Origin of the sequence: Croceicoccus ponticola (assembly GCF_004004515.1) — a bacterium.
Lineage (GTDB): Bacteria > Pseudomonadota > Alphaproteobacteria > Sphingomonadales > Sphingomonadaceae > Croceicoccus > Croceicoccus ponticola.
This window is the reverse complement of record NZ_RXOL01000005.1, coordinates 109669-132266: the sequence shown is the minus strand read 5'-3', so window position 1 is coordinate 132266 and position 22598 is coordinate 109669. Positions and strand designations below refer to the sequence as shown.

Here is a 22598-nt window from a genome sequence, read left to right as displayed (position 1 = left end):
TATGGCTTTGTCAGACTAAAATTGCGTAGCTGGTGGTAGATAGCTAGATTAGGGTATGGGCAAAGCATCTACCCCGGTCTGGCGGCTCGAAGTTGAGCACGTGAAGATAAAGGGGAAGCCGCGCTACCTCTGGAAGGCAGTGGATGAGGCCGGCGAGCTCCTCGACTTCTATGCGACGGAGGAGCGCGATGAGGTGGCTGCCCGACAGTTTCTCGAGCAGGCGCTGAAAGATCCATGGGCAAAACTAGAAATCCGTTCCGGTGCTTCAACTCGTCGCCGGAAGTCATCCGCGCGGCGGTAATGCTGTACATTCGTTATCCGCTTTCCTTGCGCAATGTCGAAGACCTGCTTTCCGAACGCGGCATCGACATATGCCATGAAACAGTGAGGTTCTGGTGGAACCGGTTTGGGTCAATGTTCGCGGCAGAAATTCGCAGGCAGCGTGTCAGTAGAATGAAGGGCTTCCGCCAATGGCGGTGGCATCTGGATGAGGTCTTTGTGAAGATCAATGGCGAGCGGCACTACATGTGGCGGGCAGTTGATCACGAGGGCGAAGTGCTCGAAAGCTATGTCACCAAGAAACGGGACAAATCCGCGGCGCTGGCGTTCTTGAAGAAGGCTCTGAAGCGTCATGGCAAGGCTGAAACGATTGTCACGGATGGCCTGAAATCCTACCCTGCCGCCATGAAGGAACTCGGCAATCAGGACTGCCGAGAGATGGGCAGGTGGCTGAACAATCGCGCCGAGAATTCGCATCTGCCATTCCGGCGACGAGAGCGAGCGATGCTGAGATTCCGACAGATGAAATCGCTACAGAAATTCGCCTCGGTCCATGCCTCCCTTCACAACCATTTTAATTCGGAACGCCATCTCGTCGATCGCCAGACTTACAAGACCCGTCGCTCGGCTGCGTACTCCGAGTGGCAGACCCTAAGTCAAGATCATGCTGCCATCCTCTTTCAAGAGTTGGGGTACATCCGCTGGTTGAATTGCCCTCCCGAAATAGAATCCCTGGCCCAATCTACATCCCTCATCAAGGAGCAACTGCCTCTGAAGTTCAGTCTCGATTCCTTCAGCCACGACATCGATTTTCAGACTTTTCGCAAGTCTGATCACAGCGGATACGATGGCTCGAACCTCATCATCAGTCGGCATCCTGTCCACAAAGGACCGGTCAATCTTCAGCACATCGACGGGATAGTCGCGCAAGTGCGACAAGGATGAGTGCCCTGTCCCGAAGTCGTCCAGTGCTATTCTTACTCCCGCTTTGCTAAGCAGCCGGAGAGCCCGACCGACGTAATCGGCACCGCGCTGCAAAAACACGTGCTCGGTCACTTCAACCTCGATCAACGAAGGGGGGATCGAGTTCTGTCTCATTCGTTCGAGAAACTTCTCGGCAAAATCGTCGCGAAGAAACTCGGCCGGGGCCGCATTGACCGCGATAAAACCGACCGGCATCTCGCGATCAAGCCAGCCGCGCGCGTCACGAAAAACCTTGCTTTGCATTATTTCGCCGATTTTCGCCGCCAGTTCATAATTCTTGAATGCTTCAGATATGGTGTCGGGTAGCTGGAGGCCGCGGGTACCATGACGCCACCTCAAAAGTGCTTCCAAACCTGCGATGCGCCCACTCTTCAAATCCACCTTAGGCTGATAGTGCGGTTCAATCGATATTTCGGTCAATTCGGCCCGCGCCATTGACAGCTGCGAGGCCACAACTTTTGCATGCTCAAGCATACCGCTTTGGAACATCAACGTTCCGCCGCGCCCCCCTTCTTTGAGTGCATAAAGGGCAACATCTGCGTTCTTGAGCAATTCGTTTGCATTTTTTGCGTTATCCGGAAAAATGGCGCCGCCGATGCTTGCTCCCGCGCTTACGCTCTGGCCTTCAAAACGGATCGGTCGTCGGAGCCGATTGACTATTTCATCGCCGATCTGGCGAGGATCGATCTTGTCCCTTTGATCTTCGAGGATAATGGCAAACTCGTCGCCACCCAGACGCGCCACAAAATCACTAGAACGGATCGCCCCCCTCAAGCGTTGCGCAATCACGGCGAGCACCTCATCTCCTGCAGGATGACCATGGGTGTCATTTATGTGCTTGAAGTGATCGAGATCAATGAGAAGAACGGCAACTTGACCTCCGGACTGCATGGTTCTGATCGTCGCTGCTCGCAGGCGGCTCGCGAATGCCCGGCGGTTGGGAAGATTGGTGAGAGGATCTTCTTCGCTCGCGCGTTTCAGTTCGCGTGCCGTCTCTCGCTGCTCCGTGATGTCGCGCGAGATTGAGAGCAGACGGTCAATTTCTCCTCGCCCATTCCTGACGGGAGATACAACTACGTCCCACCATTTTGGTTTGCCTGAAGCCGTGGGGCAGAATCCTGAAAACCGCGCGACCCGACCTGAAAGCGCGACCTCCAGAGCTTCATGCACCAAACTCTGGCTCTCGCTCGGCCAAAGTGACGCCCAGTGCCTTCCCTGGACCATTTCGGGCGATTTCAATTCCATGGATCGAATACCAGGGTCATTCATGAACCCGATCGTGCCATCGGGTCTGATTAACTTTATGCAATCTGCACTGGCATCAAGAAGGCTCTCCTGAAGCGTGCGAGCTTCGTCCCAGGCTTGCTGTGCATTAACGCGCTCGTGGATATCCGTGCATGTCCCGTACCAGCGCAAGATTTCGCCGCGCTCGTTCCTCTCGGGGTTGGCGCGTCCCAGCACCCAACGATATTCGCCGGAGTGGTGACGCAGGCGGTATTCTATCTCATATGGCTTACCTGTTTGCAGCGAGTGCCGCCACACGGACCAAGCCCGCTCCCGATCTTCAGGATGGAACATATTGCTCCACCCATCACCTTTGGTGGAGCCATCGGGAACACCTGTGAATTCGTACCAGAGTGGGCTGTAGTAATCATGAAAACCATCTGAGCGGGTCGCCCAGATCATTTGGGGTACGTAGGCCAATGTCCGTTTTAGTTTTTCTTCTCGATTTCGAGCAGCTTCCTCAGAGGCCTTGCGTTCATCGATGTTGCGAAAGAATACCGTGATGCCATCATCGATGGGTACAACGTGAACCTCGTACCATTGGTTGAGCCCTGGCAGGAACCCTTCGACATCACCTGGCTTGCCGCCTCGCATAGCTTCCTGGTAGGCTGGCCAGAAGGGCGTCTGTTCCAGTTGTGGAAATGCCTCGAGTATGTGTCGTCCGTATAGCGTCCCGTTGGTACCGATCTCTGTCTCTGCTCGCTTGTTGAGGTATGTGAACTGCCAATCGCGATCGAGGCTGAAAACGCAATCCGAAGTGGCTTCCAACACTTGTATAAGCCGATCAGCGTTCAGGCTCGCATTTTGCAATGCATCAGCACTCGTCTGCCGAAGATCTTGCTCTTCCGTTATGTCGGTGATCATGCCCTCAAGGAAGCGTGCCTCACCTTCGGGGCCGTAAATGGCGTGACCCTGCTCTCTCACATGCCGGATCGCTCCGGAACGATGTATCACCCGATAGGCGATGCCAAATGACCCCCTATTTTTGACGGCTTCGTCCACTGCTGCGTGTACATGCCGCAAGTCATTCGGGTGCATGATCTTTGCCCATCCCATTTCCCTGAATTCTCTAACGGGATAACCGGTGAGTTTCTCCACGTCCTGACTGACAAAGGTCATTTGCCACGGCGGCGGAACTTCGCAACGATAGAACGTGCAGGAGAGCACATCCAAAAGCCCCGGAAACTCCATTTGGCCCCCGGCAATCGGTCGCGTGGTACTCCGCGCACCCCCGAATCCCGCTTGTCCTGGTGCCAATCCTCTGCTGCAGATGTTCATCTTGCCCGCGCCACCCGAAAGGTCGCGCTTGCCGCCGTCCGCTGCATCATAGCCACACGCCTCGGAGATCATGAGCCTGATCCTCCTGCTGAAATGTTCTATATGGATAAAACTAATGACAATTTTCTTAAAAGATAAGGCGCGCGCGCGCGGATTTCCGGCTTAGCTTCGCAAGGTCTCTGTAATTCGCGAATGGCTGGATTCAGCCACTTGCGGCGGACGCAGTATACCACTCCGCGTTGGCGGCGGATCCGAACTTGCGCAAAGCCCATCACCAGCCGCACAATGCCAAGGCAGGCCCGGATCGGGCATGCTCCTAATGCCCACGGCCGGCATGAAAATCATAAGACAAGACGACGGTATCTGATATGAGATTGTTACGGACAAAGTAGAATCGCTATAGCGAGGCCCAATCTCATCGCTTGGCGTCAGCTTTGGCTCCCGTCATACGATCATGCAGGGGGGCGCAGTTCTCGCACGGCGCTCCTCGAAACCTGCCAGTCCGCCACCAACCTCGTTTTCGCCATCCGCGTGAGTTAATCCAGTTCAACAAGCGAACGATCAAGCCGCTGCAGAAAGTTCCTGCGGATCGCGCAGCACATAGCCGCGGCCCCATACGGTTTCGATGTAGTTGTCGACATTGCACGCCGTCGCCAGCTTCTTGCGCAGCTTGCAGATGAAGACGTCGATGATCTTCAGTTCCGGCTCGTCCATCCCGTTATAAAGATGGTTGAGGAACATTTCCTTGGTCAGCGTCGTGCCCTTGCGCAGCGAAAGCAGTTCGAGCATCGCGTATTCCTTGCCGGTCAGGTGTACGCGGGCGCTGTCGACTTCGACAGTCTTCGTATCGAGGTTCACCGAAAGCTTGCCGGTACGGATGACCGACTGCGAATGGCCCTTCGACCGGCGCACCACGGCGTGGATGCGGGCGACCAGTTCTTCGCGGTGGAACGGCTTGGTCACGTAATCATCGGCACCGAAACCGAACGAGCGGACCTTGGAATCTATATCCGCACTACCCGAAAGGATGAGCACCGGCGTCTGTACCTTGGCGACGCGCAGCTTTTTCAGAACGTCGTACCCGTGCATGTCGGGCAGGTTCAGGTCGAGCAGGATGATATCGTAATCGTAAAGCTTGCCCAGATCCAGGCCGTCTTCGCCAAGATCTGTCTGGTAGACGATGAAGCCGTCGGTCGTGAGCATCAGCTCGGTTGCCCTGGCGGTGGTCGGTTCGTCTTCGATCAGCAGGATACGCATGGTCATCGATCACTTTTCTATTTTCGCCAGTCTGCGTAAGGTAGATGAAGTAAAATGGTTAATGAATGGCGAAGTCCGACTGACATGCCCCTCCAGTGTGGTCTGATCGAACAGTGGCATCTGGCATCTGTCACAACAGGAACAGCAAAGCTGTCAATCGGCACTGGATATTGCAGGCCGATTCACACGCGTATCTCACTTTGCATCTCGAGCGAAATACGCGGTGGCTTTTTTAGGATGTCGCGCTCCTCGGTCACCCAGGCCAGTTCGTGCTTCAACTGGCGGATCTCGGCATCCTTACTCGCATCGCCCGACACCACCTTCGCCAGCTGCCGCTTCCAGGCATAGAGCGAGTGCTGACTGACGCCGAGCCGCAGCGAAACCTCCGCTACCGGATACCCACGCTCGGTGATCTGGGCCACCGCATCACGCTTGAACTCATCGCTGAAATTGGGCTTCCCCATCATCGCCTCCTGTCCTCAAAATTAGGATCGGAGGCGTCCAGAAATCTAGGGGTTATTCAATGGCGCTGTAAATCATGCGAAGATACAGAAAGTTAGCTTACTGATTTATTTTATTCACAACGCACATCGAATTTTCCGGTCGCGAACAGGAACTCTGCAGCCCGGCGGCACTCAATGTCCCATTGCATTGATGGTCGTTTCTTAATAGGCGATGCAAATGAGCCCGATCACCGAAATCGCCATTGCCGTCGTGTTCGGGACTATTGGCTTTTATTCGGCGATGGTAAGTTTTGATTCCTACCGTAAAAGCCGAATGCACAAAGATCTGGGCCTCGTTGTAGCCGGATTTTTTTTGGTTGGACTTGGGGTGGGTGTCATCATCCTTTGATGCTCGAACTAGACGCCGGCCCATTACGGCATCTATCCTCAACCTGCTGCACCGGTTGATCGACGGCAAGGACGGGAACCCACCCAGGATCGATGCCCCGCAGGCGCTGGCGTTACGCCGTGAGCCGAAGGCCAATGTGGCACGCTACGATGCCTTGCGCGGAAAGGATCTTCGCCATGCGTCATGATCCTGCCAGCGCTGCCGTGGTGGTCATGCTGCGCGGCCTCAAGATGTACGGTATGGCACAGGCTGCCGACGACCTGATCGAACAGGGCGCCCCGGCGTTCGGGACCGCGGTGCCGATCCTCTCCCAGTTGCTCAAGGCCGAAATGGCCGAACGAGAGGTCCGTTCGATCGCCTACCAGATGAAGGCAGCCCGCTTCCCCGCCTACAAGGATCTGGCCAGCTTCGACTTTGCTTCCAGCGAAGCGAATGAGGCCATGATCCGCCAGCTTCATCGCGGTGACTTTATCAATGGGGCGCACAACGTCGTCCTGATCGGCGGCCCCGGTACCGGCAAAACCCATATCGCCACGGCTCTGGGCGTGCAGGCGGTCGAACACCACCGCAAGCAGATGCGCTTCTTCTCCACCGTCGACTTGGTCAATGCGCTGGAACAGGAAAAGGTACTGAACAAGGCGGGGCAGCTTGCCGAGCGGCTGTTGCGCCTCGATCTCGTCATCCTCGACGAGCTGGGCTACCTGCCGTTCAGCCCGTCAGGCGGCGCCCTGCTGTTCCACCTGCTCTCCAAACTCTACGAGCGCACCAGCGTCATCATCACCACAAACCTGAGCTTCAGCGAATGGGCCAGCGTGTTCGGCGATGCCAAGATGACCACCGCTTTGCTCGACCGGCTGACCCATCATTGCCACATCCTCGGAGCCGCAGGCGTCGCGCAGCGACAAACCGGAAACGACAGCTTCCGCTTCAAGGCTTCCGCTGCCAGCGGCAAACAGAAAAAGGAGATCGTCCAAGCCTTGACCAAATCCAATACCAGAGAGCAATAAACACAACCCAACCCGGGTCACTTCTCCATGAAAATCCCGGGTCAACTCTCAGCGGAAATCAACAATGTGTGTGCGCATCGGTCGTAACGGGTGTGAATACGCCGCCAATCCTTGAGCTTGCCGAACATGTTTTCGACCTTGTGTCGTTGTCGGTAGAGGGCTGTATCGTGCGGGATAGGTACTTTTCGGTTGGCCTTTGACGGGATGCAGGCAGCAATGCCGCGCCTGGCCAAAGCAGCACGGAACCAGTCGGCATCATAGCCCCGGTCGCCAAGCAGCGCCTTGGCGCGTGGCAAGGCGTCGATCATCAGTGTCGCACCCTTGTAGTCGCTCATCTGCCCTTCGCTGAGCAGCAAGATCAGTGGTCGCCCCTTACCATCGCAGACGGCATGGAGCTTGGAGTTCAGACCGCCTTTGGTGCGTCCGATACGTCGGGGAACAGCCCCTTTTTTAGCAGGTTGGCCGCCGTGCGATGCGCCTTGAGATGCGTGGCGTCGATCATCAGTTGATCGGGCTTGCCATCCTTGGCGGCCAGTGCCGCGAAGATCCTGTTGAAGACGCCCATGCGGCTCCAGCGGATGAACCGGTTGTAGATCGTCTTCGGCGGTCCGTATTGCGCCGGTGCGTCACGCCATCGCAAGCCGTTGCGGATCACGAAGATGATGCCGCTGATTATCCGACGATCATCGACCCGAGACACCCGTGCGACAATGGAAAATACGGCTTGATCCTGCGCATCTGCGCTTCGGACAACCAGATCAGGTCACTCATGGCAGCGCCTCCTCGCGCCACCATTGAATCAACCGATCAACCGCTATGCAACCAGCTTAATAGGTCCTGAGCCTAGGTCATATCGTGCAGCTATGATCCAGACTGATCGAAAACCGCTCTAGTCTGGATTGGGAAGAGGCGGAAGTCGTTAACTCTTTGCGGTTACTGTATCTTTATATCGAAGCTTGTAGGAGAATTTTGAAGCTTGACGGCTTCTGGTTATCCTGCCGAGCGCCTCGATGCGAAGTGCCCCCGATGTCCAAGTGCTCGGCAGTCTCAGTAATGTTAGTTGGAAGCGCGTCGGTAGGAAAATTACACAATCAGAACGAGTAGCCCTCAGCTACGGAACGATATTGCGATTCTGATCTCAAATGAGCCGATATTCATTAAGCGACGGTTCACCGTGCCATCAACTCGTGGTGCCTACTTTAGATTGCAGTTGCTCTCGGTTATTGCCAGAGAATCTTAGTTTATACTGATCCACTCGCCACCGGCGTTTTCTTATTTGTGATGATCCTGACAGCTTCCGGTGCGCTTGTTCGGAAATTGACCCAAATAGCGTTTAACCGCTGTGAGAAGAGCGAGATAGATTTTGATTAACCGCCACCAACCCGACCGACGCTCAGAACGAAGATCAACATCAGTCTATCGACCAGCATTGATCCAGACCGAACATTTTTCCGGCTTTTGCATGATCCGGGACATTTCCTCGGCGGGCGTGAATGTCCAAGCCTTCGCTGACATTGCCGTCGGGCAAAAGGTTGCGGTTGAGTTCAGCGACAGTCTGAGATCTGAAGGTCAGGTCATTTGGGCCAAAAATAATCTAATCGGTATCAAATTTCATGAAGAAATTGACGAAGATCGCATCTTATGTGGCGCACTCCAGAGAGAGCAAGAACATAGCGATCGACCACTCAGGCTTGATATTGAATGTGATGCGTGTTTGAGCATTGAGGGCAAATCCATCCCTATTCGGGTGCGAGATATTTCGCAGCGCGGGATCAAGGCCGCTGCTTCTAGCTTGTCAGTTGGAGATGCGCCGGTCGTCTATCTTCCTGATCTGCCTCCAAAACGGGCCACTGTTCGCTGGACGCAATATGGTATCGCAGGCCTGCACTTCGATGTGCCTTTGCGATACGACGATCTCGCAACGTGGGCGATACGTTTGAATCAAGATAAGGTCGATTAACAGCTATAGCCGCGAAGGAAATGTCCAGTTGGTCATTTGCAAGTAGGTCGTGGACTAACGGGGTTCGAGGATAGGGTTCATTTATGCAGCTCCAGTCGGGTCGGTACTGAGGTGGTCCCGCCTTCTTGGACAGTTTGGCGGCTAAGTTAAGCTAATCCCGGTTGTCGTTCACGCCGCCTGTCTGATCATCAGATCATGGGGGGCATGCCCCCCATGATCTGATTGCCCGATCCTCCGATAGGCCTCGACCGGAGTTCGTCCGGCCAGGCCCGAGTGCGGGCGCTGGGTGTTGTAATAGGTGATCCATCGGCCAAGGCCAGCCCGCAGCTCTGAGCCGGTCTCAAAGGCATGGAGGTAGACGCACTCGTACTTCAGGGAGCGCCAGAGGCGCTCGATGAAGTCTGGACTTGTAACGGTTTTGTGCCGGTGACGTGACCCCCAGCATTCCTCCAGCTGGGATTAGAGCCGAACCGGTTTTGAGGGTCCCCCGGTTTCGTGTCCGGGTATAATGTCAGCTTCCGGCCTTCATCTGCCGGGGTTAACCCCGGCAGATGAAGCAAATTCGGCTGGCGTAAGCCAGCCCAGGGAGGTGTGAGGACGGCACTCGTTATAGTCCCGTCGCCACGCGTCTATCTTGCTCCTGGCATCGGCCAGAGACAAGAACCAATGGGTGTTCAGGCATTCGTCGCGGAACCGGCCATTGAAGGACTCCACGAAGGCGTTGTCGGTAGGCTTGCCAGGCCGCGAGAAGTCCAGCGTAACGCCGTTTTCGTACGCCCAGCGATCCAAGGCCTTCGAGATGAACTCCGGACCATTGTCCACACGTATGACGCGCGGGGCACCGCGGACCGATGCGATCCGGTCCATGGCCTCAACGACCTGCTCTCCCTTGATGCCCTGGTCGACGTCGATCGCCAGAGCTTCCCGCGTATATGCGTCGACAACGGTCAGGGCACGCAGGCGCCGACCATTGAACAAGGCATCCGAGACGAAGTCCATCGACCACATATCGTTAGGAGCCAGCGCCGCCGGCTGCCTCTCCCGCCGCGCTGCGCTGACATGCCGACGCGGCCGCTTGAGCCGTAAACTCAAGCCATCTTCCCGGTACAGCCGGTAGACTCGCTTGTGATTCACGACCCAGCCTTCACGGCGAAGCAGGATATAGATCCTGAAGTATCCGTATCGCATCCGGGTCTGCGCGATGTCCCGGATGCGCATGATCAGAGGCGTCTGATCGGCTCGAACCGACCGGTATCTTACGCTCCGTCGATCGAAGGTCAGCACCGCGCAACTACGCCGCTCGCTGACCGCATGACTCGACTGAACATACCGGACGATCTCGCGCTGCCGAGCAGGCCTCAGACTTTTTTTGACAGCACATCCTGCAGTATGTGCTTGTCCAGGCTGAGATCCGCCACCAGCTGCTTGAGCTTCCGGTTCTCGTCCTCGAGCTGCTTCAGCCGGCGTAGCTCCCCCACGCCAAGCCCGCCGTAGAGCTTCTTCCAGCGGTAAAATGTCTGCTCCGAAATCCCCATCCGACGCAAAACCTCTGCCACCGGCGTTCCTGTCTCCGCCTGCTTCAACGCGTAGGCGATCTGCTCTTCGGTATAACGACTTTTCTTCACGGCATGCTCCTTCAGCACGAGGATCACATTACCGGAAAACTCTCATTCAAACCGGAGGAAGAAATCGGGGGGACGTCATTTGTTGCGCATGAGCGCGGTTGAAGCAATGGGCTGCGTAGCGGAGCCCGTAGGGCGTAGCGAAGCAGGCCATTGCTTATCCAGTTCGGCGGCGAACGCCGCCGGGGTTGCGTAGCCAAGAGACGAGTGCGGTCTCTCCCGGTTGTAGTCTTCCACCCAGGCGGCGATCTCGACGCGGGCATGGGCTAGGCTGAGAAACAGCGTCTCGTTGAGCAGTTCGTCGCGCATGCGGCCGTTAAAGCTCTCGACGTAACCGTTCTGCATCGGCCTGCCGGCGCGATGTAATGCCACTCCACGCCGATCTCCCCGCACCAGGCCAGCACGGCATTGCTGGTGAGCTCGGTGCCGTTGTCGCTGACGATCATGCCGGGCTTGCCGCGCTGGGCGATCAGCTCTGTCAGTTCGCGCACCACACGGCGCCCGGAGATCGACGTGTCCGGCACCGCCGCCAAACACATCGACGACGAGGCTGGCAACATTGGTACGAGAAAACCGCTTCATGGCCTTCTGCGATTGGCTAAACACTTTGCCGCCTGGCGTGGAATTCGAGCAGCAACCGGAATATCGTTTCTTCGCCGATCTGAATGACGAGGAACTTCTTGCTGCGGAGCAAGAGCTGGTTCGACGGTATGCCGCTGTCGCTTGGTCACAGGATCATACCGTGGGAGTGCATACTGGTATCGCCAGACCCCTACGTCGGCCAGGCAACGACGTCGCGTAGGCTCACGGCTTGCGATACAGCGACCAGACCAATGTTGATGTGGCAGATATCAGGACTGCCAACGCGACGATCAGGGCAGGGTCGAGCAAAATCATGTGGGACCTCCGAATCCAGAGGTCCGTATACGTTCACATTTTCTTCGCTGTAGGGAATTATTTCTGCTTGCGTCTAGCCCTTGCAAACTATGGTCTGTTGAGATTCAGGATTCCCCCGAGGGGAATTTTCTGATTCAGACTTTGGATGGACAGACTTGTTTTGACGGACGCCCAATGGGCGAAGATGGCACCGCATTGCCTTGGTCACCCATTCACGCATTTGCTACCTCTCGCTACCGGCACCCCGATCGCATTGCTTGCAGCGAATGTCGAGCGGGTGACGATGGCAAGGTGCCGGCAATGGCAATGATGATTATTCTGTCGAAATGTCACATTTGGCGCTGTGCCGTGTTTCCGAGCGACTGGCGCGACAAATGTCATCGGCGCTGGAATGAAAGCGAACTTCACCGGCTTCAAAACCGAGATCGACGAACGACTATGGCGCATCGCCAATGCCGAACACGCCATGGGCCCTGGTGGCTTCAGACGGCAAGACCTCGGCCTATCCCCGCAGAAAACCTCTGCATCTCAACAATGTTGATCACTGACCTAACCTTAAAAGCCCGTTAGGGTTTTTATGAAACCACACTCCCGGCGAGAGCGGGGAGCGCAATATGCAGGTACGGATACACACTCAGGTAAATTCGGATGAGCGTCGCTGACGAGAGCGGAGGGATGCCCCAACAAGATCATAAGGGCAATTTCAAGGCGCCACCTTGGCAGTAAAGCTGCCTTTTGCGACAATGTGCTTCAGTTGGCAGGCTTAGAAAAAACGTCGAACTCAAATTCCTGGATGAGCTCACCACGCATGCCGAAACAGTCTTTCAGTCGGCAGCGCCTGCCGGCCTGCGGATTGCGGGCGATCTCATTCGATCGGCTTTCCGAGCTCAGGACCGCGCCGATCCTTGGGCATCGCGTCGTCGGACGTGACGACGTAGTCGTCATGGTTCGATGAGACGGGATGGGCAAAACCAGATAGGCTCAAGCGGCCAATCAAGCACGCAGTTATGATAAGGAGCAGAACCGCGAGCTCCCACGGGCCAGCGCCATCAATGCAGCCGTCGAAGGCCAGATGTTAGCACTCGACTACTTGCCAAGCCGTTGAAAATGCCCCCTTCATCATGCGGGGCGTCCACAGACGAACCGATGGTCCTAGCCTAGCCACAAAAATTGCGGTCGCACGGGGAAATTTTAACCTTAGGCGTTCATTCTCGGACGAATGAAGCAGTCTAAATATATTTCACAGAGAATCGTCGCGTCGGCTCCTGATCTGCCCAGCGGGATTGGCTCGCATATCCGCCCCGCGAACGTTGCGATAATCGCCGGGACTACCTTCGTCCTCTTGTCGCTTCTGGCGATGACCGGTGCCATCCCCGCAATGGTTTCCTCGGTATGTTTGATGGCAGCCGCACTTTTGATCCGTTGGAACAGCGGCCAGTTTGCTGGAAGACTGGCATCGATGATTGGCGTTGCAACGATCATTTTGACCTCTGTGGCAAATGATGCTCGACTCATCGATATGATCAGCATTGGCGCGGTCCTCCTTGCATCAGCTGAGTGGATGGGCTCATTGAGACGTTCTTTTGAGGCCGAAAAGGCTGCGGCTGATTTCGATGCGTTGACCGGAGCAGTCAGCAATTATGCCGTTCGGCGGATATTGAATTCGGAACTGATTCAGGCCCGTCAGGGAACGCGACAAATCGCCTTGCTTTTTCTCGATCTGGATAACTTCAAGTCTGTGAATGACCTGGAAGGACATGCAGCTGGCGATGCCCTCCTGAAGAGTCTAGTTGCGCGAATCTCGGAGGTGATCGGCGCGAGCAACATTATTGCCCGTCTTGGCGGCGACGAATTTCTCATTCTTCTGAAGGATGTCGATGGTCAAGGAGACATTCAGCTTACAGGCTTGGAATTGGGCCGGACTGTATCTTGTGTCAGACCGGGCCTGACCGCCAGCATTGGCGGGCTGGTCATTGATAGGGATTCAAAGCAAGAGCTCGATAGCATCTTATCGGAAGCTGACAGTCTCATGTACGCTGTGAAGCGGAGTGGCAAAGCGAGCCTCAAAATCGCTGGTTATGATGCCACTGAATTGGTCTTGGCTGCCTAGATCAAACCAGACTGATGCATCTCGCCCTTCCGCGCATGATCCTGACCGGCCATCGCTGTTCGAACGGATGTTCTGCTGGCGGGACTGAACCAGATCAGATCCTCCCGATAGTCAGCGCCATTACGCCCCCTCCCGGTTCAACGGGCGCCGACCTCAGGCGACGTCAGTCTTGGCGGTCTGCTTCTTCCTGGCCGGTGCGCGCTTGGCGGGCGCGGTCTGGCTGGCAGGCGCCTTGCCGGTCGTTGCCTTGGCCGCTGCGGCCTTGCGCGGCGCTGCCATTGTCGCAGTCGCTTTCGTTGCTGCCGCCTTGCCCGTTGCGGCCTTGCGCGGTGCCGGTTTGGCCGGTGCAGGTTCGGGTGCAGGCTGGGTGGCTTTACGGCCAAGGCCGATTTTCAGGGCCAGTTCGCTGCGCTTGGCAGCATAGTTCGGCGACACCATCGGATAGTCGGCCGGCAGGTTCCAGCGCTTGCGATAGTCATCGGGCGTCATGTTGTAATGGGTCATCAGGTGACGCTTGAGCATCTTGAGCTTCTTGCCGTCTTCCAGACAGACGATGTAGTCGGGCTTGACCGAAGACCGGACCGGGACTGCTGGTTCGGGCGGCAGTTCTTCCGTGACCGAAGTCCCGAGACCCGCGAGCGCAGCGTAGACAGTGCTGATCAGCGTTGCGACATCGCCGACCTCGACCGCATTGTTGCCGACATGGGCTGCGACAATATCGGAGGTGAGGGTGATGAGCGTTTCGGGGGTCAGGTCCTGGTCCATTACTGGCCTTTCATTTTGCTGCGTCGGATGCAGTTGCTCCTGCATCATGCTTCCTGCGGCGAATACGACCGGTCGCCAATAATCAGACCCGGTCGCAGAATACCACGATTATCGAAATTGCGATCGGACGCCGATAGCGACTTGTCCCGGTCGAGGATAGCCGCCTGTTGGTGCTGGTGGTGATGCGACAAATGGCAAGTGATACGCCCATGGCGTGAAGATCGCGGGACAGGCGATGTAACGGCAACCTCGGTACGGATGTTGGACGCCAACTGTTGCGTTGCACGGACCCGTTCGGTTGGCGGATACTTCAGGCGATCAGCGATCGTTGCTGCTCGGCCCAGTCCGATGTCCTGCCCACCAGCGCCAGGAACCGGTTGCCATCAAGATCGGCACGGGTCTTGCCGGCGAGGATCGCCTCGATCACGCCGGGCGACACCAGCGCCAGACGCGCCACCCGGGTCAGGTACGACGGATTGACGTTCTCGCGCCGGGCCAGCCTGGCGACATCGAGCTCGCCTCGGGCAAGCTCGGCCCACCAGCGGCGGCCCTTGACGAGAAGACCCAGCAGCGTCGGATCTGGATCGCTGGTAATGGTACAACCATTGTCGTGCACGAGGCGGATGGCGCGACCGCTGCGGGTCAGGCGGACCCGGGTCTTGCAGACCAGTTCGTTGGGCATGCTTTCAGGCATCTCGAACCTCAGCAGTTCGATCAGTCCCGATGGCGAGAGGACCAGATCGAGCCGGTCGGGGTGTACGATGATCCGGTGCAGCAGTGTCTTCAGCTTCGCGTTGCTGCCGCGCCTGAGATCGTCCGGTCTTTGGTCAGGTCGAGCTAGTCTTGAAGCTGCTCTAGCTCGCCGCGCAAGACCATCAAATGTTCTGATGGAGTGTCAGCGCGAGCTTCAGCGGCGCGATGGCTGGCAAGTATTTGGTTGAAGACAGCGGGATGAATTGGATTGTCAAATTGCACGCCCGCTTCTTTGCCTAGATGCAGCCATTTCAAGTGACCTTCGACAGGCGCATGGCCTGCAATTCGAAGCGTAACACGATCCTTGCGACGCAAACTTTTCGGGATGGACGTGATGCGACAGCCGCAATCAGACAGATCGACAACGGCAACCGATTGTCCAATGCCCACACCTTTTCGCAATTGGCCATCGGCTTTGAGCGACTGCCGTGCGTGCCGTCTGTCATCAAGAGATCGCATCTGCAACACCTGAGGTCTCCATATCAGTGTAAAGTCTGACCGAGCACTTCGGTCATGGTGGCACTCCGTCACGAAGTGCCCGGCAGACAAACCAGAAGCCTTTGAGCTTCATTGCAATTTTAGAGCTTTCGGTCTAAATCTATAATTAAGATAGATAGTTAACATTTCTTCTATCTGCGGCCGCATCTCGACCTTCTTTCGCTGGTGTCGTGAGACGAGGAAGCCGCGGTCCAGCGCGAGGCGGGATCGGTCAGCGCGATCCGCTTGGGCGTGACATCCGCCGGACGAGGCGCTGGTCCTCGAAAGGACTGGCAGATTGCCAAGCCAACGTTTCGCCAGCCCGACCGATGCACGACGAGGCGCTTGCTGACTGCGGCCTACATACGTGACCACCTGCTATTTTTTGGATCCCCAAGATCGTAGTCGATATGGACTAGCGACGACCGAGTGCGCGTCGGATAGATCTTCTGCAATCTCTATTTTCGTTCGTCCAGCGCGCGTCCCCAAAAGATCATGGAGACATCCGGGATCGCGCAAAATCGCTGGACAGGTAGAGTTGGGCAGTCGGTGAGCTACTCGACCACGTCGAAATTGGTGAGAAGGCGGACTTTTTCTGACGACTCCTAAAAGCGGAACGTGGCTCCCGCTCGGGCCATCAGATAATCGTAATTTGTTCCCCCAGAGATTGAATCATTGGTGTAGATCGCTTCGGCAAACACATCTAAATCGCTTGCTGATCGCGGACTTTCTAGTCGGAGTTGCCCGAACTTCGCTAGTTGCCAGCCTCCACCACTGCTGTGTTGCGCGCCAAAGCCAGCCCCCGCCAGATACATCCATCCCGAATTGGAAAAACGACGAGTTTGAATAAGCGGTAGAAGGCGGACAAAATCCTTCGGAGAGAAATAGTCGAACTCGCCAGGTTCGGTCGAATGGTAATAGCGAGCATCGAGTTGCGCACTTAGACCGATATCGGTCCTGACAACGTGAACATATTTTCCGCGTAAATGTAACCGTTCGTTCTTGCCTGAAAATTCCTGTACACCGGCGGTCAGCGCTATGGTGTTCGCATCATTGAGCAAGACATCAGTGCTGATGCCCGCGAAAGTATAGAAAATCCGTCTAGCCAGCCCTTGTTCGGTTTCGACGATCTCACGTTCGACGAATACGCTTTGAGACCAATCCGCTTTTCGAAATTCGGCATTGCCGAGAAGAGTTTTCCCGTCAGTACCGATCCGCGCCTTCCAACGCCAGTCGGCGCCCAGGTGATCGGCTAGATCGAGATAAATTCGCTCAGCTTCGTGATTTTCACCCGTAGCGGGATTGAACTTGGCATGCTCAATCGCAATACCAGCATATTTCTCTCGACCTTCGAAATTCAAAAGGGCCTTCCCGAGGACTTTTACTACGTCGGTGCCATCGGAATCGGTACTTGCCCAAATCTCTGATCCGGCTGCGGGGCGAACTGATTCACCGCTGATCGAGCGCGGCTCTTGAGCGGATGCAGCTGCAGACCACGCCAGCAGCCCTGCATATACTACGGTTGAGAACTTGACGGTCCCTAAGTTTTGCTTGCGCATCACTTGGTATCCCACTTTTTGCGGAAGCCGAGCAATTCGGCCATATAACCCCACACGCAAACGGGCTGCATGAGCAAACTGTAAGCTAAGGAATAAAACAGGAATCCGCCGAAATTGCGCCGCACGATCAATCCCTCGCGCTTATAGACACCCGATTGAATCCGGAAGACGACACCATTCCAAAGGATCGTCAGTGGGAGTACTGCAATGGTCAGCGGCCCCGCAATGTAAAAATACCCGAAGCATGCCAACACTATGCCGGGAATGAACACCAGCGTGTAAATGAGATCCAAAGGTAGAAAGCAAACATTCCACCATACAAAAAGCGTCGACAGGCGGCGATTGAATGCCAATTGCCAATGCGCCTTAAAGGCTTCCATAAGTCCGCGGGACCAGCGCTTGCGTTGCAAGGCAAATTGTCGGATCGTGGTCGGAACGTTGGTGAAAACCATTGCGTCATCAGCATATCCTATGCGGTAGTTGCGACGCAAAAGTGCCCAAGATAGGACGATGTCCTCGCCCACGCATTCAGGCCAGCCACCGACGTTTTCTAGAGCCTTTCGGCGGTAAATGGAGAAGGCGCCTTGTGCGACTAGTGTGCCATTGTACATGCCTTGCATGCGTTTTACCGAAGCGATGCCATGAAAATAGTCCCACTCTTGCGCACGACTCAAAAAATTTTTACGCGAATTTCGAACCATTACTGCGCCGGCTACCGCTTGCGTATTGGCCGGATCGGAAAGAAGGCGCTCGACGAGCTTGCGTAAACCGTCGCGCTTGACCCACGAATCCCCGTCAATGGTCAAGATGAGGTCATGCCGGGCCTGTGCAAGGCCATCATTCAATACTGCCGATTTTCCGCGATTTATGCCGAAGTCGATTATGCGCATTGAGATGTTTGGCGGGTAATTGAGTTCCGCGATGGATTTTTCCGCAATTGCGACAGTGTCGTCGCTGGATCCATCGTTGAGGACGAGGACTTCAACGGGACCGGCGTAATCCTGCCTACTAAGGCTAATCAGCGTATCCTTGATGGCCGCAGCCTCGTTAAAGGCAGCAACGAGTATTGTTGTTCCGGGGGATTTGGTGCCTGCAAGCCGAGGCGGCCTTCGGTCAAACATAAGGCTTGAGAGCAGAAACGCATTCATAAAGCCAGGCACATAGGCGATAAATGTGATGGTAATCACGGCGAAGGCAAAGCTAGTGACTGCAGCCAAGTCGCGTAACCACGGCAAGGACAGCCAGACGCTCGCCACCGTCCACCCGATGGCTATCAGGCAGGCTAGAACAAACTTTGCCGATAGCGGGAGATACAGCCTACGTTGAGCATGAACTTCTGGTTCGAAGACACCTGCTGCTTCTCGCTCGACGAGATCGAAAAGTGTGTCTCTTGCAGTGAAGCGCGAGTCGGAGATTGGTTGCATGTTCATCCGAAATCATTTGCGTTAAAAGGCATGAGATTTGGTTAATGCAGGTAAGATGAAATGTTCGTTGGCCGGTCGCCGACCAGTACGGTGAGGTGGTGCCGGTTTTTCGGACAGGATGCTAAGCTAATCCCGACCTGATGGATTGGTACGGGAATGAAGACGACGAGGAAGCGCTACAGCGCAGATTTCAAGGCCAAGGTCGCACTGGAGGCGATCCGTGGCGACCTGACGCTGGCGGAACTGGCAGCCAAGCACGGTGTTCACCACACGATGATTGCGTCCTGGAAGCGCCAGGCCCATCGACGGGATGGCGAGCACGTTCTCCGGCGCCGGCGATGCGGCCAGGGCCGTCAGCGAGAGCGAGGTGGAGAAACTGCACGCCAAGAACGGGCAGTTGGTGGTGGAGCGGGATTTTTTAGCGAAAGCCTTCGGTCGATGAGCGTGGACCGGAGGCGGGCGATGGTCGAACCTGCTCACCACCGCCTGTCGATCGCGGCGCAGTGCCGCCTGCTGCGGATGAGCCGCTCGTCGTTTTACTATGCGCCGGTGCCGGAAACGGAAGAGACGCTGGCGCTGATGGCGGCAATCGACGAGACGTTCATGGAGTGTCCGTGGTACGGCAGCCGCCAAATGGCGCGGCACTTGCGGCGAGCCGGGCACGATGTCGGTCGGCGCCGGGCGCGGCGGCTCATGGCGAAGATGGGGCTGACGCCGATCTACCAGCGGCCAAGGACCAGCGATCCGCACCCGCAGCACCTGGTCTATCCGTATCTGCTGCGCAAGCTGGTGATCGAGCGGCCCAATCACGTCTGGTGCGCCGATGTGACCTACATCCCGATGCGTCGTGGCTTCCTCTATCTGGTGGCGGTCATGGACTGGGCGACCCGCAAGGTGCTGGCCTGGCGATTGTCCAACACGATGGATGCGGGGTTCTGCGTCGCGGCGCTGGAGGAAGCACTGGCCCGCTACGGGAGGCCCGAGATCATCAACACCGACCAGGGCAGCCAGTTCACCAGCTTCGCCTTCACCAGCGTGCTGCGCGACGCCGACGTCCGCATCAGCATGGATGGCCGGGGGCGATGGATGGACAACGTCTTCATCGAGCGCCTCTGGCGCTCCCTGAAGTACGAGTGCGTCTACCTCCATGCCTTTGAGACCGGCTCAGAGCTGCGGGCTGGCCTTGGCCGATGGATCACCTATTACAACACCCAGCGCCCGCACTCGGGCCTGGCCGGACGAACTCCGGTCGAGGCCTATCGGAGGATCGGGCAATCAGATCATGGGGGGCATGCCCCCCATGATCTGATGATCAGACAGGCGGCGTGAACGACAACCGGGATTAGCTTAACTTAGCCGCCAAACTGTCCAAGAAGGCGGGACCACCTCACACCTCACTGCGCGGGCGGGGTGCCGGCGGTGAAGTCCGGTTAGAACAGTAGAGATCACGGATGGATTTGAGCAAGGCCGGGTGCAGGCAGAACAATTCGGCTCCTTCAACCGAGGAGCGAACGATGGACGAGCTCATTTCCCTCGCCCCCGGCACGCGGTAGCTGGCGCCCATGGCGCTATCGTTTCGGCCTGCGCCAATGGCCCATGAGTCATGATTACGGCGTGTTGGTATAAGCTAAACAGATTCTCGTTTTTTTGATCGGATCACGGTGCCGTCGTGCGGCAATATTTCACCGTCGAAGGGCTCGAATACATCCTTTTCGGGGCAGTATCGGGCGAGGCCAAAGCCTGCCCCCGTTCTTTTCGTTTGATACATCAGAGCGTCTGCAGCTCTAATCTCATTGTCAATCTGCCGGGGCCCTGGCGGAAGCAGTAATACGCCCCAGCTGCATGGCAAACTTGTCGTTTGATTGAGTTTTGCACATGTGGCAGAATATAATCTCTCGGCAATCTGATTTACGAAATTGATGTCGTTGATTTTCATGAAAACAAGAAATTCATCTCCCCCAATTCTTGCGAATAGATCGCCTTTGCGAATTGCTTTTTTTACACTCGCTGCAAAGATTTGTAATGCTCGATCACCCGCCCCGTGACCTCGTTCGTCATTGAATTTCTTGAGTCCGTCGACATCGGCAAAAGCTAGGGCACACCACTGGTCACTATCCGGTGATGCCTGAACTGCCTCAAAAAATGCCTGCCGGTTAAGTGCTCCTGTCAAGGGGTCTGCCCGTGCAAGCTGCCACTCGCGTTCGCAGGAACGGCGGGCGAGTATCAGAACTCCCACGATCATCAGCATGGAAAGAAAACGGAGCGCGGCATTTGCCAGCGCGGACTCAGGGCCATATGGGTAGAGGCTGAATCCGCTAGTCGTCCAGTTGATTGCTAGTGCAAGCACGCCGAGGGTGACCGCAAGCAGACCACTTACTGTCCATGCCGAAAAAGCTATCAAAAACAAGTAGATGGGGCCAAACCAGACTGAGTCGGGTGCTTGTACATCGGCCGTCGCAGCCAACGCAAATCCGGCCACCAAAAATCTATATGCAAATCGTTTTGATGTATGGAATAGAAATGACCGTCTCAGGGTGAGGTCGTGTCCTTTGTTTACGCGTCGTTCGATCCAATTGCTGCTTTCCATAGACCCTGCGTAATTTCGCTAACGATATTCGCGCTGATAGCGCATCGCTAGGCATCGCAACAGATCGAAATTGAAGCGCCCGATTGGTCTGAGTGAATAGCCCCTAGTTTTCTAGACGCCTTCCGCTTTCAAAACCTGCTGCCGTTCGAACTCGACGGGTGACAGCATCCCGTTCCTGACGTGCTTGCGCACCGGGTTGTAGAACATTTCGGTGTAATCGAATACGTCCTGCCTGGCTTCCTCGCGTGTATTGTTAGGTCCGACGCCGGCTTGAGTGACGAGAAGAAACTCCCGGCAACGGCAATGTCATGGCAGTTGCCGCGTCGGCTCATCGAGTCACGGCAGTTAAATTTATGCTGACAATGATCATAAGCGCTTCAGTTCGCTGGAACTGTAACTTATCTGGTGGGTCACCGTGATGAGGCAGGTCATCCCGCTACGGCCAATCGGTGCGACTGGTTGTATGCGATGCGATTGCCTGATTTTAATCGGGGGCGAGATTCTTGTGCCGCAGCGATCAGCGCAAAGAAAGGAAAGCGAGTATCCTAGACGCCGACCCATGTCGGCATCTAGGCCCTGTTGACAAAAGATCGGTAGGGATTCCCAGAACCGCCACTGGCTGATTCAAGGCTGCTTTTGCGGGAGCAGCCATGGCGCGTGGGGATTTGACGGACGAAGAATGGAAAGTGATCGGACCTCTGCTGCCGTCTGAGCGGGGCCGCTGGGCTCGCCCGGCAGGCGACAGCCGGCGTTTTCTTAATGGAATGCTCCACGTCCTGCGGGTCGGTTGCCCCTGGCGTGACATGCATGAGCGCTACGGCAAGTGGAACTCGCTCTATGTCCGGTTCCGGCGATGGGCTGAGCAGGGTGTGTGGGATGCCTTGCTGTAAACGCTGGTCGATCTGGGGCTGACTGACGACTGGCAGCACATGATCGACAGCACGAGCGTCCGGGGCCATTCGCAGGCCGCCGGCGCAAGGGGGGACTCATAAGGAGGCTTTTGGTCGATCACGCGGTGGCTTTACGAGCAAGATCCACGATCGATGTGATAATCAAGGACGCCCTCTCTGCTTCCTCCTGACCGGCGGCGAAGCATCCGATTACATCGCTGCCGAGCCGCTGATGGCGATCCCTGTCGCTGCACCCAAGGCGCTGCTTGCGGACAAGGTATATGACGGGGATCGCTTGCGTGAACGCCTGCTGATCCGGGGCATTCTGCCGATCATCCCGCCCCGCTCGAACCGCAAGGTTCTACAGCATCCGGACTATCGGCGGTACAAGGATCGTAATCGCATCGAGCGAATGTTCAACAAAGTCAATCAATCCCGTCGGATCGCCACGCGTTACGACAAAACCGCGTTGTCCTTCGCCAGCTTCCTTAACCTCGCTAGCATTCGCCTATGGTTGCACCATAGACATTAACGCCGTTGCCAGACTGGCAGAACACCGCGCCGCCAAACGAAACCCGAAGGTCCGCTCCAGCTCCCTTGCACAGCGGGGAAA

General features: G+C 56.3%; 16 protein-coding genes and 8 pseudogenes. 9 read left to right on the top strand and 15 right to left on the bottom strand.

The genetic code is table 11. The features are described from left to right. Positions 1 to 55 precede the first annotated feature (55 nt). A complete protein-coding gene (locus EKN06_RS11980; protein WP_127613146.1) occupies positions 56 to 301 on the top strand; it encodes a DDE-type integrase/transposase/recombinase in 246 nt (81 codons plus the stop codon). After that, positions 235 to 939 (top strand): annotated as a pseudogene (locus EKN06_RS11975) (IS6 family transposase); the annotation flags it as partial. The gene EKN06_RS11980 and the pseudogene EKN06_RS11975, both read left to right, overlap by 67 nt. On the opposite strand, the gene EKN06_RS11970 reads toward EKN06_RS11975, so the two are convergent. The 3 genes and pseudogenes from EKN06_RS11970 to EKN06_RS11960 form a co-directional block, all read right to left on the bottom strand. Next, on the bottom strand, positions 931 to 3666 hold the full coding sequence (locus tag EKN06_RS11970; protein WP_240654905.1) for an EAL domain-containing protein: 2736 nt from the start codon (positions 3664 to 3666) through the stop codon (positions 931 to 933). The pseudogene EKN06_RS11975 and the gene EKN06_RS11970 overlap by 9 nt on opposite strands. Before the next feature lie 720 nt (positions 3667 to 4386). Then, positions 4387 to 5082: a response regulator transcription factor CtrA gene (ctrA, locus tag EKN06_RS11965; RefSeq protein WP_127613189.1), complete on the bottom strand. Its 696-nt coding sequence runs from the start codon at positions 5080 to 5082 to the stop codon at positions 4387 to 4389. A 187-nt stretch (positions 5083 to 5269) separates the two neighbouring features. After that, a pseudogene (locus tag EKN06_RS11960) lies at positions 5270 to 5546 on the bottom strand (transposase); the annotation flags it as partial. 217 nt (positions 5547 to 5763) lie between these two features. Between EKN06_RS11960 and EKN06_RS15700 the strand changes: the two are divergent. Both EKN06_RS15700 and istB read left to right on the top strand, forming a co-directional pair. Then, positions 5764 to 5934, top strand: a complete 171-nt coding sequence (locus EKN06_RS15700) for a hypothetical protein (protein ID WP_164844056.1) — start codon at positions 5764 to 5766, stop codon at positions 5932 to 5934. Positions 5935 to 6110: 176 nt separating this feature from the next. Further along, positions 6111 to 6941 (top strand): IS21-like element helper ATPase IstB, encoded by an 831-nt coding sequence (gene istB, locus EKN06_RS11950; protein WP_127613143.1) that lies wholly within the window; start codon positions 6111 to 6113, stop codon positions 6939 to 6941. A 41-nt stretch (positions 6942 to 6982) separates the two neighbouring features. Here istB and EKN06_RS11945 read toward each other — a convergent pair whose 3' ends face one another. Continuing rightward, positions 6983 to 7516, bottom strand: coding sequence for an IS5 family transposase (locus EKN06_RS11945; RefSeq protein ID WP_240654902.1), 534 nt, complete (start codon positions 7514 to 7516; stop codon positions 6983 to 6985). A 26-nt stretch (positions 7517 to 7542) separates the two neighbouring features. Further along, positions 7543 to 7596, bottom strand: a pseudogene (locus tag EKN06_RS15990) (hypothetical protein); the annotation flags it as partial. A 708-nt stretch (positions 7597 to 8304) separates the two neighbouring features. On the opposite strand from EKN06_RS15990, the gene EKN06_RS11940 reads away from it, so the two are divergent. Further along, positions 8305 to 8901: a PilZ domain-containing protein gene (locus tag EKN06_RS11940; protein WP_164844055.1), complete on the top strand. Its 597-nt coding sequence runs from the start codon at positions 8305 to 8307 to the stop codon at positions 8899 to 8901. Between the two features lie 168 nt (positions 8902 to 9069). Here EKN06_RS11940 and EKN06_RS11935 read toward each other — a convergent pair. From EKN06_RS11935 to EKN06_RS11925, 3 genes and pseudogenes are all read right to left on the bottom strand, one after another. Further along, positions 9070 to 9300, bottom strand: a pseudogene (locus tag EKN06_RS11935) (integrase core domain-containing protein); the annotation flags it as partial. A 126-nt stretch (positions 9301 to 9426) separates the two neighbouring features. Further along, positions 9427 to 10526, bottom strand: a protein-coding gene (locus tag EKN06_RS11930) for an IS3 family transposase (protein ID WP_420810793.1) whose coding sequence is annotated in 2 segments (ribosomal slippage) — positions 9427 to 10265 and positions 10265 to 10526 — 1101 coding nt in all. Because the reading frame shifts where the segments join, the coding sequence is not laid out codon by codon here. 75 nt (positions 10527 to 10601) lie between these two features. Then, positions 10602 to 11059 (bottom strand): annotated as a pseudogene (locus tag EKN06_RS11925) (integrase core domain-containing protein); the annotation flags it as partial. A 752-nt stretch (positions 11060 to 11811) separates the two neighbouring features. Here EKN06_RS11925 and EKN06_RS15695 point away from each other — a divergent pair. After that, complete coding sequence (locus EKN06_RS15695; RefSeq protein ID WP_164844054.1) at positions 11812 to 11961, top strand: hypothetical protein; 150 nt, start codon at positions 11812 to 11814, stop codon at positions 11959 to 11961. A gap of 678 nt (positions 11962 to 12639) precedes the next feature. Next, positions 12640 to 13530, top strand: coding sequence for a GGDEF domain-containing protein (locus EKN06_RS11920; protein ID WP_127613141.1), 891 nt, complete (start codon positions 12640 to 12642; stop codon positions 13528 to 13530). A 372-nt stretch (positions 13531 to 13902) separates the two neighbouring features. Here EKN06_RS11920 and EKN06_RS11915 read toward each other — a convergent pair. The 5 genes and pseudogenes from EKN06_RS11915 to EKN06_RS11895 form a co-directional block, all read right to left on the bottom strand. Further along, positions 13903 to 14295 (bottom strand): annotated as a pseudogene (locus tag EKN06_RS11915) (Ros/MucR family transcriptional regulator); the annotation flags it as partial. 310 nt (positions 14296 to 14605) lie between these two features. Continuing rightward, positions 14606 to 14989 (bottom strand): hypothetical protein, encoded by a 384-nt coding sequence (locus EKN06_RS11910; protein ID WP_127613139.1) that lies wholly within the window; start codon positions 14987 to 14989, stop codon positions 14606 to 14608. Between the two features lie 143 nt (positions 14990 to 15132). Further along, the gene (locus EKN06_RS11905) at positions 15133 to 15516 is read right to left on the bottom strand and encodes a PilZ domain-containing protein (RefSeq protein WP_127613138.1); all 384 of its coding nucleotides are present in this window, start codon (positions 15514 to 15516) and stop codon (positions 15133 to 15135) included. 614 nt (positions 15517 to 16130) lie between these two features. Next, positions 16131 to 17084 (bottom strand): hypothetical protein, encoded by a 954-nt coding sequence (locus EKN06_RS11900; RefSeq protein WP_127613137.1) that lies wholly within the window; start codon positions 17082 to 17084, stop codon positions 16131 to 16133. Next, positions 17084 to 18514, bottom strand: a complete 1431-nt coding sequence (locus EKN06_RS11895; RefSeq protein ID WP_205693886.1) for a glycosyltransferase family 2 protein — start codon at positions 18512 to 18514, stop codon at positions 17084 to 17086. Before EKN06_RS11895 ends, EKN06_RS11900 begins: the two co-directional genes overlap by 1 nt. A 150-nt stretch (positions 18515 to 18664) precedes the next feature. On the opposite strand from EKN06_RS11895, the gene EKN06_RS11890 reads away from it, so the two are divergent. After that, complete coding sequence (locus EKN06_RS11890; RefSeq protein WP_240654873.1) at positions 18665 to 19837, top strand: IS3 family transposase; 1173 nt, start codon at positions 18665 to 18667, stop codon at positions 19835 to 19837. 298 nt (positions 19838 to 20135) lie between these two features. On the opposite strand, the gene EKN06_RS11885 is transcribed toward EKN06_RS11890, so the two are convergent. Further along, positions 20136 to 21095 (bottom strand): GGDEF domain-containing protein, encoded by a 960-nt coding sequence (locus EKN06_RS11885; protein ID WP_127613136.1) that lies wholly within the window; start codon positions 21093 to 21095, stop codon positions 20136 to 20138. 111 nt (positions 21096 to 21206) lie between these two features. Beyond that, positions 21207 to 21430, bottom strand: a pseudogene (locus EKN06_RS11880) (IS3 family transposase); the annotation flags it as partial. A gap of 315 nt (positions 21431 to 21745) precedes the next feature. On the opposite strand from EKN06_RS11880, the pseudogene EKN06_RS16180 reads away from it, so the two are divergent. Beyond that, positions 21746 to 22517, top strand: a pseudogene (locus tag EKN06_RS16180) (IS5 family transposase). The last annotated feature ends 81 nt before the right edge of the window (positions 22518 to 22598 follow it).